This is a genomic window from Micromonospora trifolii, from assembly GCF_022229005.1.
Classification (GTDB): domain Bacteria; phylum Actinomycetota; class Actinomycetes; order Mycobacteriales; family Micromonosporaceae; genus Micromonospora; species Micromonospora trifolii.
This window is the reverse complement of the sequence record NZ_JAKKFD010000055.1, coordinates 82,673-94,608: the sequence shown is the minus strand read 5'-3', so window position 1 is coordinate 94,608 and position 11,936 is coordinate 82,673. Positions and strand designations below refer to the sequence as shown.

The window sequence follows — 11,936 nt, the reverse complement described above, 5'->3', positions numbered from 1 at the left end:
CCAGATCTTCGCGTACCGCCTGCCGCTGAGTGTCGCCTGAAGGCGGCGGTGGCTCTCGCTACGTACCCTGAGTTACATGTCCGCGACCTCGTCTGCCGGCGTCCCGCATCCGTACCTGAACCGCAGCGCCGGGCGCGCATCGGTGCCCGGCCCCGACCGGGGCGCCTCCGGGCGTGCCCGTCCGACCGAGGCGCGCTTCTACCCGTCGTACGACGAGGAGCAGCCTCGCTCCGGCGGCCCGGCGGGGCCGACCGGGCCCGACGGCCCGGGTGGCGCCGGTGGTCCGGGGCGGCGCGGCCCGCGACCGCGCTGGGGTCGGATCGCCCTGGTGGCCGGGGCCGCGGTGCTGGTGCTGGCGCTGCTCGGCAGCGTCGGCGCCTGGTTGTACGCCCGCAACCTCAACAGTGACCTGGCCCGCACCGACCCGTTCGCGGAGATCACCGGCGGCCGGCCTGCCAAGACCGTCGATGGCGCGCTGAACATCCTGCTGGTCGGCAGCGACTCGCGGGACCCGGACGCGCCGGTCGACAGCAAGAGTCAGTGGCGCGCCGACACGATCATCGTCATGCACATCCCGGCCGACCACCAGGAGGCCTACCTGGTCTCCATCCCCCGGGACCTGTACGTGCCGATCCCGGAGAGCGCCGGCGCGGACTGCGGCTCCGGCTCGCGCGCGAAGATCAACGCAGCGTTCGCGTTCGGTGGGCTGCCGCTGGCGGTACGCACCGTGGAGTGCTTCACCGACGTTCGGATCGACCACGTGATGGCGATCGACTTCGGCGGGTTCAAGGAGGTCACCGACGCCCTCGGCGGGGTGGATCTGAAGGTGGAGCGCACCGTCACCTCGATCCACAAGCCGTACCGGACCTTCACCAAGGGCACCAACCACATGGACGGCGCGGAGGCGCTGGACTGGATCCGGCAGCGCAAGCAGTTCCCGGACGGGGACTTCGCCCGGATGCGGCACCAGCAGGAGTTCCTTCGGGCGCTGATGGACAAGGCGGCCAGCACCGGCACGCTGGCGAACCCGAAGAAGCTCAACGATTTCCTCAAGTCGGTGACCGCGGCCGTAACCGTCGACCAGACTTTCTCGGTTACAGACATGGCGCTGCAGTTCCGTAACCTGCGCGGCCAGAACCTCACCTTTGTGACCAGCCCGAACTCGGGCAGCGACACCATCAACGGCGAGTCGGTGGTCGTGTCGAACCGGGAGAAGGCGCTCGCGATGTACCAGGCCATGTCGGCTGACACGATGGCCGACTGGGTCAAGGCGAACCCGCCGAAGAGCAACAACGGCGGCTGACCGCGACCCGGCCGGCACCAGCCGTTCGGCTCATCGAGCAGCGACGATCGACTGAGTTTGCAAAATTCGACGTCCGGATTGACCCGGGATGAACTCGCCAAGTCGAATTGATGTACGTACAGTGGTGCCGCCCCCTCCTGATCACGAGCTGGAGCACGCATGCCGGTTCAGGCCAGTCGTCGCCCTTCTTCCTCCGGGTCCGCCGCCCCCAGCGGTCGAGTCGCTGCGGCCATACCCGCACAGGCACGCCCCTCAGGTGGCGGGCCGGGCTCGCGTCCGCCCGGCAGCGGCGGTGGTGGCGGTGGCGACCGCCCGGGTGGCGGTGGGTCGTCGAAGAAGCGGGCCAAGCGCAAGGACCCGCTCTGGGCCAGGCTGACAGTGGTCTTCGGCGCCGTGCTGATGCTGAGCAGCGGGGTGGCAATCGTCGGCAGCAAGGCGCTGATCGGGCAGGCGACCGGCGGCATCGCGAAGGGCAACCTGCTGGGTGATGCCGGCAAGTCCGACGCCGAGGGCGGCGCGAGCCTGGACGGCCCGATCGACATGCTGCTTCTCGGCGTTGACGCGCGGGAGCGCTGGGCCGCCGACAACGTCCGCTCGGACAGCATCATCATCCTGCACATTCCGGCCACGCACGACCAGGCGTACCTGATCTCGATCCCCCGGGACACCGAGGCGCAGATCCCGGCGTTCGAGAAGAGCGGCTACGGCGGCGGCTCCGGCAAGATCAATGCCGCGTTCCAGGCCGGTGCCGCCAACGGCGGCGGCTGGGAGGGTGGCGCCCAGCTGATGGCCCAGACGATCAAGCGGCTCACCGGGATCAGCTTCGACGGCGCCGCGATCATCAACTTCGGTGGCTTCAAGAACGTCATCGACACCCTGGGCACGGTGCGGATCTGCGTCAGCCAGGAGGTCAAGTCGCTGCACATGTCGTACGTCGACGGCAAGCCGATGTGGAACGCGGACGCCAAGAAGACCGGCAAGCAGCGGACCCCTGTGGTGCACAAGAAGGGCTGCCAGGAGATGGAGGGTTGGGCCGCGCTCGACTACTCCCGCCAGCGCAAGTCCCTCAAGAACGGCGACTACGACCGGCAGGCCAACCAGCAGCAGCTGATCAAGGCGATGGCGAAGAAGGCCACCGAGGGCGGGATGCTGTCCAACCCGGCCAAGATGAACAACCTGATCAAGGCGGCGGGCAAGGCGTTCGTGCTGGACACCGGCGGCGTGCCGATCGAGGACTTCATCTTCACCATGCGCGGGGTCACCGGCAACGAGCTGACCATGCTCAAGACCAACAACGGCACCTTCAACGCCAACAACAACAACACCGAGGGCTTGAGCGACGAGACGATGGCGATGTTCCAGGCTGTCAAGCAGGACAAACTCGCCGAGTTCGTCTTCACCCACCCCGAGGTGATCTCCAGCCGCAAGTGAGACCGGGAGTCGCGGAAAGTCAGCGACTGCCTCCTCACCACCCGTAGCCTTACGTGAGCAGGTTTCACGTATCGGCTGCGGGGAGGCGGACACGTCCAGGTGGGGACGGAACGCAGCGGGCCGGGCCGGAACGGCCCCGTCCGCCCGGGCGCCTCGCGCCCGCGGGCCGCGGATCCTGCTCGGCATCGGCCTGGCCCTCGTCCTGCTGGCGGGGCTCGCCGTAGCCGGGCTCAAGACCCTCAGCCACCGCTACGACCGCACGGTGACCAAGGAGCAACTGCTCGCCACCGACGCCCGCACCGATCGCACCGACCTGGACGGGCCGCTCAACTACCTCCTGGTCGGCTCCGACCGGCGCCCCGGCGACAGCGGCCCGGACCAACGCTCGGACACCATCCTCATCGTGCACGTCCCCGCCGGGCAGCGGGAGGCGTACCTGGTCTCCATCCCGCGGGACCTGCTGGTCGCCATTCCGCCCGGCAACGGCTTCGGCGGCGGTCAAGACAAGATCAATGCCGCGTACGAGCACGGCGGCGGCGGGCAGGCCGGCGCCCAACTGCTCTCCGCCACCCTGCACCGGCTCACCGGAATCCGGTTCGACGGCGCCGCGCTGATCGAGTTCTCCGGCTTCCGGAAGGTCATCGACCTGCTCGGCGGGGTGGAGATGTGCGTGGACACCGAGGTCCGCTCGATCCACACCAACCGGGTCTTTCCCACCGGCTGCCACCAGATGGACGGCGCACAGGCGCTGGACTACGTCCGACAGCGCTACGACCTGCCCGGCGGTGACTACGACCGGCAGCACCACCAGCAGCAGCTGCTCCGGGCGATGCTGGACAGCGCCGGCAAGGCGGACCTGCGGAGCAACCCCGTCAAACTGGACCAGGTGCTCCGGGCGGTCGGCGGCTCCTTGACAGTCGACACCAACGGCGTGCCCCTGGAGGACCTGCTCCTCGCGCTGCGCGCGCTGCCGCCCGACGGGATGCGCGGCGTCCAGGTGCCCTCCTCGCCGCAGACCATCGACGAGGTCTCGTACGTGGTGCTGGACAACGGCGGCAACGGGCTCTTCGAGGCGCTCCGCGGCACCCGGGTGCCGGTCTGGGCGCAGGCCAACCCCCGCTGGGTGACCCGGTTGTGATGGTGCCGACGGCCCGGTCGGTGCCGAACCGGGCCACAAGGATCTAGTGTTGCTTCCTGTGTTCGGACCCCAGGTTCCCACCGTGCCCGTGACCGAGATCGCCGACGAGACCTACCTGCTGGATGTGCGGGAGGACGACGAGTGGGCGGCCGGCCACGCGCCCACCGCCCACCACCTGCCGATGATGGAGCTGCCGGCCCGGCTGGCCGAGGTGCCCACCGACCGGGAGGTGGCGGTCGTCTGCCGTTCCGGCGGACGCTCCGCCCAGGTCGTCGCCTACCTGATCAACAACGGCTGGGAGCAGGTGCGCAACGCAGACGGCGGGATGCGCCAGTGGGCTGCGGTCGGCCGACCGGTGGTCGACGCGAACGGGCAGCCCGGCCAGGTCATCTGAGGCCGGCGGAATGGGCGGGCCACTGGTCTTCGCGCACCGAGGCGCCTCGTTCGACCTACCCGAGCACACCCTCGCCGCGTACCTGCGCGCCCTCGACGAGGGCGCCGACGGCCTGGAGTGCGACGTCCGGCTGACCCGGGACGGGCACCTGGTCTGCGTGCACGACCGACGACTCGACCGCACCAGCAACGGTAGCGGTCTGGTCAGCGCGCGTACGCTCGCCGAGCTGGACGCCCTGGACTTCGGCTCGTGGCACCCGGGCAGCGCCCCGAACGGCGACCTGCCGCCGGATGAGTCGCACACCCGGCTGCTGACCCTGGCCCGGCTCCTGGACGCGGTGCTCGCCGCCGGGCGGCCGGTCCGACTGCTGGTGGAGACGAAGCACCCGTCCCGCTACGGCTCGAACGTGGAACGGCGACTGGTCAGCCTGCTGCGCCGGTACGGGCTCGCCGACCCCGCGCCGGACGACAGGGTGCAGGTCACAGTCATGTCGTTCTCCCCCTTGGCGGTCCGTCGGGTGCGCGAGCTGGCTCCGACGCTGCCCACAGTGCTGCTGCTGGAGGTGCTGCCGCGCTGGCTGCGGTTGGGTCGGCTGCCGTTCGGCACCCGGATCGCCGGGCCGGGCATCGGCCTGGTTCGGGCCCGCCCGCAGTTGCTGCCCGCACTGCGCGCGGCCGGCAACCAGGTGTACGTCTGGACTGTCAACGAGCCGATCGACCTGGAGTTGGTGCTGGCCGCCGGGGTGGACGGGATCATCACCGACCGGCCCGCGTACGCCCTCGCCCGGCTGGACCGCTGACCCATCGACCGGGCGGGGGTGCCCAAAACCGGGTCGGCGGGGCAGACTCGGCACATGCCGGAGCGTATCGATTTCCCCGCTCTCCTCGCCGGCCACACCGTCGTGATCGAGATGATCAACTCTGGGGACGCGGGGCTGCCGGTCCTCACCCAACTACTCCGGGTGGCCCAGCCGGCGCTCGGCGCGACCGGGATGGCGTTCGTAGAGTTCGGCCCGACCGGCGGCCGCGTCATCGCCGCGACCGGTGCGGCGGAGTGGGCCCTCGGCCGACCACTGGCGGTCGATGACCCGGACACCGTCTGCCTGCTCTCCGGGCCTCGGGTACGCCAGGCGCGGGTGAGCGACCTCAACGGCAAGCTGGCCGGCGAACTGGCCGGCAGCGGCCTGCGCCGGATGGTGGTCTCCCGGGCCGAGATCGGCGGTCACACAGTCGGCAGCCTGCACGCGCTCTATCCGGGCGATGACGAGCCGGGCGCCGAGCAGCAGGGGGTCATCGCCTACCTCGCGTCCTGCGTCGGGCACATGTACGGCGACCAGAGTGGCCTGCCGGTGCACGGCGACGGCCCGGTGGTAGCGGCCCTCGCCGACGGGCTGGCCGTCGTCGACCGGGACGGGCACGTCCGGCTCTGGAACCCGGCCGCCGCCCAGGTCACCGGCCGGACGGTCGAGCAGGCGCTCAGCCGCCCGTTGCCGTTCCCGCTGCCGCCCTCCGGGCAGGTCCGGGACCACCGGATGCCGGACGGTCGCTGGCTGCGGATCACCTCCGGCGACCTGCCCGGTCCGGGCACGTTACGGGTGGTCACCTTCCGCGACATCACCGACCAGCAGCGCCGCGACCACGACCGCGAGCTGTTCGTCGCGGTGACCAGCCATGAGCTGCGCACCCCGGTCACCGTCATCAAGGGGTACGCGGACACCCTCACCGACCACTGGGAGTCGCTGACCGACGTCGACCGACGGCAGGCGGCCCGGGTGATCGGGCAACGCGCCAACGAGCTGGCCCGGCTGGTCGACCGTCTGCTCAGCTCGGCGGCCGAGGTGGGGCCGGGCGACGACCCTCCCACCCCGTTCGACCTCGGTGAGGCGCTGCGCTCCGCCGTCGTCGACCTGCCGGCGGAGCTGCGCCGTCGGCTGGTGCTCCGACTCCCGAGCGATCTACCCAAGGCGCTCGGTCACCGGCCCAGCCTGTCCACCGTGCTGACCGAGTTGACGACGAACGCCGGTAAATATTCGGCACCTGGTTCGCCCATCGAGATCACCGCCTCGGGCGACGCTCATCTGGTGGCGTTCCGGGTCAGCGACCAGGGCATCGGCATCCGGCCCGAGCACGTGGAACGGGCGTTCGACAGGTTCTGGCAGGGCGAGTCCGGCGACCGTCGCGGCTACCCGGGGGCCGGGCTCGGCCTCTATCTCGTCCGCCGGATCGTTGAACAGCAGAATGGATGGGTATCCCTACGTCCGAGGACCGGCGGCGGTACGGTCGCAGAGGTGCGGCTACCACGCGGTTGACCAGGGGTGGCGCGACGTGGAGGCGACGGTGGCAGCGGCAACGAGGGATCGAGCCTGGTGCGTGGTGGTTCCCCACCACCCGGGCGGGGCGCGGCTGGCCCGGCACCGGCTCGCCGCCGAGCTGGCGGACGTCGTACCCCCGACGCTCCTCGCGGACCTGATCGCGGTGCTCGCGGAGCTGGTGGGCAACGCGGTGCGGCACGCCAGACCGCTGCCCGGCGGCGTGATCCGGGTTGCCTGGCAGCTGCGGCCCTCGGATGAGGGCGCACTGATTCAACTACGGGTCACCGACGGTGGCAGCGCGAGCGCCGGGCCACGGCTCCGGACGGCCAGCCCGGACGCGGCGGACGGGCGCGGGCTGCACATCGTGGCCGGCCTGGCCACCCGCTGGGGCGTCGAGCAGGACGGCATGGGCCAGCGCGTCTGGGCGGAGTTCGATCCGGTGCCGACACCCCGACCCGACCTGGTGCCGGCGGGCTGAGGCCGGCTCGGGCGGGTCCCGGCCACGGCGAGCCGCCCGGGGCTCTAGGCTGTGACGCCGTGAGCAAGCGTCGAAAGAGCCAGCGCACCGCCGCCGACACCACCCCCCGCCGCGAGAAGGTGCGGGACGTCTTCGTGCCACGTCCGTTCGACGGGCTGGTCGACGAGTCCGAGTGGATCGCGTTGCGCGAGTTGGTGCCCGCCGCCTCCGCCCCGCTGCGGCTGGCGCCCGCCCTGGTCGAGGAGTTCGGTGACCGGGCGGCGACGCTCGCCACGGTGCTGCCGATGGCCGCCCCGGCGATCACCAAGCCGGACGGCCGCGTGCTGATCGGTCTCCAGCGCCACCAGCAGTCCGGCGACGTGTCCCGGGATCTGGCCGACGCTTTGCTCAGCGCGCTGCGCGCCGAGCCGGGTGGCCAGGTGGCCGTGGCGCCACTGCCCGGCCCCGGTCCTCGCCTGCAGGACATCCTCGTGGATGGTCCGCTGGACATCACCATGCATGACGGTTTCGACTTCTGGCTGGACCCCGGTGCCGCCGACGATCCGACCGTCCAGGCGTCGCTGGAGCGCGCGAACGCGGCCATCTACCCGACGGTACGGCTGACCGCGGCGAAGGCCGCGTACTGGTGTCAGGTCCCGGAGAAGGCCCACGTGCGCTGGGTGCTGCCGGACGACGAGGACGCCGCCCTGGACGCGTTGGCCCGCCTCGGCGCGGCCGGCACGCTGACGCTCGGCGAGCAGACCAAGTTCGCCGGCATGTTCCGCGCGCACGGTCGACTCGTGCCGGTCTGGGACCTGCCGGAGGAGACCCCGGCCGCCGAGTGGGAGGAGCCGGTGGCGCAGTTCGCCAAGCGGTACGCCGAGGCGCTCACCGTCACCGACCCACTCGACGCCGCCGGTCGCCGGGCCCGTCAGGGGCTGCTCGGCCGCCAACTCACACTGCGCTGAGTCGGGGCCGTCGTCCCGCTCATCCGGCGACGGGGAGCGGGTCGCGGGTGATCGGGCAGGACATGCAGCGCGGTCCGCCCCGACCGGAGCCCAACTCGGAGCCGGCGATCGGGATCACCTCGATGCCGGCCCGCTCCAGTTGGGCGTTGGTCTCCGTGTTGCGCTCGTAGCCGACGCAGAGCCGCGGGGCCAGCGCGAGGGTGTTGTTGCCGTCATCCCACTGCTCTCGTTCCGCGGTGACCGGGTCCAGCCCGGTGTCGATGACCCGGAGCACGTCGAGGTCCATCGCGTCGGCGGCGGCGCGCAGGAACGGCGCCGGCCCGTCCACCCGTGGGTCCTCGCCGTCCCCGCCGGCGATCACCGTGTACGCGGACAGCGTGCTCGCGATGTTGGGGTACATCAGGACGGCGTCCACGTCGACCATCGTGCACACGGTGTCCAGGTGCATGGTGGCGCGTTTCTGCGCGATCGGCACCACCAGGATGGTGTGGGCCAGGCCGGCGGCGAAGACCTGCCGTCCGAGGCGCTCGGCACCGGCTGGGGTCGTCCGCTCGCCCACCCCGACCGCGAGCACCCCGGGTGCGAGCAGCAGCACGTCCCCGCCCTCCAGGTGCTCGAGGCTGGGGCGGTAGACGAACTCGGTGCCGGCGAACCGGGGGTGGTGGCGGTAGATGGCGTCGGTCAGTGTGGTCTCGCGGCGCCGGGCCGGCATGGCCAGGCTGGTGACACCGACCCGGTCGCCGATCCACAGCGACGAGTCGCGGGTGAACAGCAGGTTGGGCAACGGGTCGATGACGAAGTCGTGTCGGTCCATCAACGTGTAGACCAGTCCACCCGGTCGCTCCGAGCTGATCCGCAACTCCTCGTGGGCCAGCCCGGCGGTGAGCACGTCGGCCAGGGCGGCCGGGTCCAGGTAGGAGAGGTGGTCGGCGACGCGGGCGCGCAGGGTGTCGCCGAGCCGCCGGGAGCGGAGCACCTGCTCGGTGAGTTCGGCCCGGGCGTCCGCGACGGCCAGCGTCTCGGCTAGCAGGGTGGCCAGGTAGAGCACCTCGACGCCGCGCTCGCGCAGGGCGGCGGCGAACGCGTCGTGCTCTTCCTGGGCGCGCCCCACCCAGGGGATCGCGTCGAACAGGAGCGAGTCGTTGTTGCGTGGGGTGAGCCGGGCCAGTTCGGGGCCGGGCCGGTGCAGCAGTACGGTGCCGAGCCGCCCGACTTCACTGTCGACGTAGTGGGTCACTCCCGCAGCGTAGGGCAGGGTTTAGCGGCATCCGAGAAAAGAACTGTGGATGAATATGGCATTCATCCACAGTCATTCCGGCGCTCCGGCTTGCCGAACACCGGTAGTGGCAACGTAGGGTAGTGAGGACATAACTTCGAGGGACCTTTTGCCGGAGGTCGCGATGACTGTCTTTCCCGCACGACGAGCCGTACCGTCCGCTCGGGCACTGCCGCCCGTCGCGGTGCCACACCCCCGCGTCGAGGCGCCGGGGGTTCTGGAACCGGTCCGTCCGACACCGCTCGAATGGGCCCGCCGCCGTCGGGCCGAGCGCGGTGCACGACGCCTGGAGGCGGCCGGGGCACGGGCGTTGGGCCAACTCGACCACCTCGGGCCCGCCTGGCATGTGATCGAGTGGCCGCGCACCGACGTGACAGACGTTCTCGACCGCGGTCAGGACGACCGAGCCGGGTTCCTCGCCATCGGGCCGAGTGGCCTCTTCGCCGTGACCATCGCCGACCACGGCCGGGCCAGAGTGCTCGTCGCCGGCGACGTGGTGCAGATCAACGGCAAGCGGCCCCCGTACGTGGCCGAGTCCCGCCGGGACGCCAAACGGGCCAGCAAGGCGCTCTCCGACGCGGTGGGGCTGCCCGTTCCGGTGACACCGGTGCTGACCTTCGTCGGCTCGGGCGTGATCAGCGTCTACGGCCTTCCGAAGGACTGCCTGATGGCCACTCACCGGGAACTGGACCGGCTGCTCGTGGCTGGCGGCAGCCGGATCAGCCCCGCCACCGCCGAGAAGCTTTCCCGGGTCGCACAGCACCCGGGCACCTGGCTGAACGGCACGTACCGTCCAACGGCCGACTACCGGTGGTACGACGAGGGCCGAACGGCCGCTGACAAGCCGGCCCACCGCCGGTAACGTCACCGGCGACGCCACGCGGCTCCGGTCCCCCCGTTCACCTCACCGGTCTCCGCGCCGTCACCGGTCGCCTCGGTTCACGATGTGCGCCCGGTGACCCGGTGCGCTCGGTGATTCCGTCGGCGACCCGCTAGCGTGGACAGTCGATCGGTGCACATAGGAGGCGCGGTGGCCCACGTCGAACTTTCGCTCTCGGAAGCGTTCGTGCCGGCGGCGCGGGCCTCGACAGAGCCGGAGTCCGACAATGTCGGCCAATGGTCGTCGACAGTCTCCCGGGCCGATGAGCCGTGTCTGCTGATCGATGCCGACACCCGGGTGGTGGCGATCTCCGCGGCCGGTTGTGAGCTGCTCTGCCTCGGTGAGCCGGCCGGGCTGATCGGGCGACCGTTGCTCGATGGCGGGCTTCGCCTGCTCGACTTCACCGCCAACCGGGGCGAGCTGACCGAAGCCGAGATCGACAAGATCCCGCCCCTGCTGGCGCTCTCCTCCGGCCGACTCGCCCGTGGGCTACTCCGGGTGCAGGCCGCCTCGGCGAACAGCTCCGACGCGACAGTCGACGCGATCTCCACCCCGGTGCTCACCGACGGCACCGTCGCCGGCTCACTCACCTTCTTCTCCGAGGTCTGACCTGCGGCGCAGTGTGTCCTTCGCCGCACGCGGCGTTGCCGGGGCAGGCCCACACGAAGGCCGTAGGGTGCCCTCATGCTCGATATCGCTCTGCTGCCGGGGGAATACGCTGTGTGCCGGTTGGCCGCCGGCACCACAGTGCCGTACGCGCTTTCGAGTGGGCTGCGCGGCGCGGACGTGGTGACGGTGAGCTGGACCTCCGATGGGATCTCGGTGATCTGCCCGACCAACCGGGCGCCGGCACAGGCCGTGGTGGAGACGACCTGGCGCTGCCTACGGGTCACCGCCGCGGCGGCGCCGGCCGGCACCGGCAGCCTGGCCGCGCTGGTCGACCCGCTCGCCGAGGCACGGGTCAGCGCCGTCACGTTCTCCACGTTCGACACCGACTACCTGCTGGTGCCGACCGTCCGGCTGACCGAGGGCACTGCCGCGCTCCAGCGCGCCGGGCACCGCGTCACCGGCTGACCTTCACCCGACCGGCCGCTCACCCTACGATGGGCTCGGCCACCCCGGCCGCGACGAATTCTCCGATGTCCCGAGGATCGGCCCGTGCCGTTCACCCCACCCTCGCCCGCGCCCCCCTCGACGCGGTCGACGATTCACAACCCGCCGGCGACTCCTGGCCGAGCAGCCCAGCGCGTTCCTGCGCGGAGCCTCGCCCGAGTCCTGCCGATGGCGCTCGCCGTCGCGGCGCTGGCCGGCTGTGGCGCCCCACCCGGGCTGGGGGAGCCGACCAGCGTGCCCACCCACAGTGCGGCCCCGACACCGTCCGGCCCGAGCACCGCACCGACCACGCCGCCGACCACCGCGCCGTCTCCCGTCACTGTCACGCCCACCCCGGACGCCGGCTTGGTCGCGACGGCCTGCCGCAACGGGCCGACCGGCCAGCGGGTGCTGCAACTGTTGCGCGGGCGGGCCGGAGTGCTGCCGGCGAACGTCCGGGTCCAGGTCCGCACCGGGCCGCTCTGTGCCGGCGACTGGCAGTTCACTGTGTTGACGGTGACCGGGCACGAGGAACTCCAGGTGGTCACCCGGGGCGAGCCCGGTTCGCCGGTGCTGGTCACCGCTGGCACCGACGTCTGCACCATCGAGGTACGCGCCACCAGTCCGGCCGGGATCCGCGCCCTCGCCTGCGACGCCGGCCCGGCCAACGGGCCGGGTGCGTAGGC

General features: G+C 71.5%; 13 protein-coding genes. 12 read left to right on the top strand and 1 reads right to left on the bottom strand.

Going from position 1 to position 11,936, the window contains the following annotated elements; translation table 11 throughout:
• Positions 1–76 precede the first annotated feature (76 nt).
• The 8 genes from NIE79_RS29080 (at position 77) to NIE79_RS29045 (ending at position 8,002) form a co-directional block, all read left to right on the top strand.
• Positions 77–1,303 carry an LCP family protein gene (locus tag NIE79_RS29080; protein ID WP_238681608.1) on the top strand — a complete coding sequence of 409 codons (1,227 nt, stop codon included), beginning with the start codon at positions 77–79 and terminating at the stop codon, positions 1,301–1,303.
• 159 nt (positions 1,304–1,462) lie between these two features.
• Positions 1,463–2,734 (top strand): LCP family protein, encoded by a 1,272-nt coding sequence (locus NIE79_RS29075; protein ID WP_238681607.1) that lies wholly within the window; start codon positions 1,463–1,465, stop codon positions 2,732–2,734.
• Positions 2,735–2,996: 262 nt separating this feature from the next.
• Positions 2,997–3,872, top strand: a complete 876-nt coding sequence (locus NIE79_RS29070; protein ID WP_443677171.1) for an LCP family protein — start codon at positions 2,997–2,999, stop codon at positions 3,870–3,872.
• 58 nt (positions 3,873–3,930) lie between these two features.
• The gene (locus NIE79_RS29065; protein ID WP_030487745.1) at positions 3,931–4,266 is read left to right on the top strand and encodes a rhodanese-like domain-containing protein; all 336 of its coding nucleotides are present in this window, start codon (positions 3,931–3,933) and stop codon (positions 4,264–4,266) included.
• Positions 4,267–4,276: 10 nt separating this feature from the next.
• On the top strand, positions 4,277–5,065 hold the full coding sequence (locus NIE79_RS29060) for a glycerophosphodiester phosphodiesterase (RefSeq protein WP_238681606.1): 789 nt from the start codon (positions 4,277–4,279) through the stop codon (positions 5,063–5,065).
• 54 nt (positions 5,066–5,119) lie between these two features.
• Positions 5,120–6,574 carry a PAS domain-containing sensor histidine kinase gene (locus NIE79_RS29055; protein ID WP_238681605.1) on the top strand — a complete coding sequence of 485 codons (1,455 nt, stop codon included), beginning with the start codon at positions 5,120–5,122 and terminating at the stop codon, positions 6,572–6,574.
• Between the two features lie 61 nt (positions 6,575–6,635).
• Positions 6,636–7,055 (top strand): ATP-binding protein, encoded by a 420-nt coding sequence (locus tag NIE79_RS29050; RefSeq protein ID WP_238681604.1) that lies wholly within the window; start codon positions 6,636–6,638, stop codon positions 7,053–7,055.
• A 59-nt stretch (positions 7,056–7,114) separates the two neighbouring features.
• Entirely contained in the window at positions 7,115–8,002 is an 888-nt protein-coding gene (locus NIE79_RS29045; RefSeq protein WP_238681603.1) for a DUF5926 family protein, read from the top strand.
• A gap of 19 nt (positions 8,003–8,021) precedes the next feature.
• On the opposite strand, the gene NIE79_RS29040 is transcribed toward NIE79_RS29045, so the two are convergent.
• A complete protein-coding gene (locus tag NIE79_RS29040; RefSeq protein WP_238681602.1) occupies positions 8,022–9,239 on the bottom strand; it encodes an arginine deiminase in 1,218 nt (405 codons plus the stop codon).
• Positions 9,240–9,402: 163 nt separating this feature from the next.
• On the opposite strand from NIE79_RS29040, the gene NIE79_RS29035 reads away from it, so the two are divergent.
• The 4 genes from NIE79_RS29035 (at position 9,403) to NIE79_RS29020 (ending at position 11,934) form a co-directional block, all read left to right on the top strand.
• Positions 9,403–10,140, top strand: coding sequence for a hypothetical protein (locus tag NIE79_RS29035; RefSeq protein ID WP_238657411.1), 738 nt, complete (start codon positions 9,403–9,405; stop codon positions 10,138–10,140).
• A gap of 168 nt (positions 10,141–10,308) precedes the next feature.
• Complete coding sequence (locus NIE79_RS29030) at positions 10,309–10,767, top strand: hypothetical protein (RefSeq protein ID WP_238681601.1); 459 nt, start codon at positions 10,309–10,311, stop codon at positions 10,765–10,767.
• 75 nt (positions 10,768–10,842) lie between these two features.
• Positions 10,843–11,232, top strand: a complete 390-nt coding sequence (locus tag NIE79_RS29025) for an ACT domain-containing protein (protein ID WP_238681600.1) — start codon at positions 10,843–10,845, stop codon at positions 11,230–11,232.
• A 207-nt stretch (positions 11,233–11,439) separates the two neighbouring features.
• Positions 11,440–11,934: a hypothetical protein gene (locus NIE79_RS29020; protein ID WP_238681599.1), complete on the top strand. Its 495-nt coding sequence runs from the start codon at positions 11,440–11,442 to the stop codon at positions 11,932–11,934.
• Positions 11,935–11,936 lie beyond the last annotated feature (2 nt).

Excerpts from the sequence above, each read along its gene's own strand:
- NIE79_RS29020 (WP_238681599.1), top strand. The coding sequence starts at position 11,440 with ATGGCGCTCGCCGTCGCGGCGCTGGCCGGCTGTGGCGCCCCACCCGGG.
- NIE79_RS29025 (WP_238681600.1), top strand. The coding sequence starts at position 10,843 with ATGCTCGATATCGCTCTGCTGCCGGGGGAATACGCTGTGTGCCGGTTG.
- NIE79_RS29075 (WP_238681607.1), top strand. The coding sequence starts at position 1,463 with ATGCCGGTTCAGGCCAGTCGTCGCCCTTCTTCCTCCGGGTCCGCCGCC.
- NIE79_RS29060 (WP_238681606.1), top strand. The coding sequence starts at position 4,277 with ATGGGCGGGCCACTGGTCTTCGCGCACCGAGGCGCCTCGTTCGACCTA.
- NIE79_RS29035 (WP_238657411.1), top strand. The coding sequence starts at position 9,403 with ATGACTGTCTTTCCCGCACGACGAGCCGTACCGTCCGCTCGGGCACTG.
- NIE79_RS29055 (WP_238681605.1), top strand. The coding sequence starts at position 5,120 with ATGCCGGAGCGTATCGATTTCCCCGCTCTCCTCGCCGGCCACACCGTC.
- NIE79_RS29080 (WP_238681608.1), top strand. The coding sequence starts at position 77 with ATGTCCGCGACCTCGTCTGCCGGCGTCCCGCATCCGTACCTGAACCGC.